This is a genomic window from Micromonospora sp. LOL_023, assembly GCF_048060115.1.
Taxonomy (GTDB): Bacteria; Actinomycetota; Actinomycetes; order Mycobacteriales; family Micromonosporaceae; genus Micromonospora_E.
Genome location: NZ_JBHMIM010000205.1, coordinates 1 through 400, shown reverse-complemented (window position 1 = coordinate 400; position 400 = coordinate 1). Strand labels below are relative to the sequence as shown.

Sequence of the window (400 nt, the reverse complement as noted above, 5' to 3'; positions counted from 1 at the left end):
CACCCTGCACGCCCTGCGCACCCTGCACGCCCTGCGCACCCTGCACGCCCTGCGCACCCTGCACGCCCTGCACGCCCTGCACGCCCTGCACGCCCTGCACGCCCTGCGCACCCTGCGCACCCTGCGCACCCTGCGCACCTTGGGCACCATCAGCACCCTGCACGCCCTGCACGCCCTGCACGCCCTGCGCACCCTGCACGCCCTGCGCACCCTGCACGCCCTGCACGCCCTGCACGCCCTGCGCACCCTGCGCACCCTGCGCACCATCAGCACCCTGGAAACCCTGCACGCCCTGCGCACCTTGAGCGCCCTGCGCACCTTGAGCACCTTGGGCACCATCAGCACCCTGCGCACCCTGGAAACCCTGCGCACCCTGCACGCCCTGCACGCCCTGCGCACC

1 protein-coding gene is annotated in these 400 nt (G+C 74.0%); it reads left to right on the top strand.

The genetic code is table 11. From position 1 onward, the window contains the following. The coding region (locus ACFHVL_RS31485; protein WP_416632266.1) for a hypothetical protein at window positions 1-400 on the top strand (400 nt) is incomplete at both ends.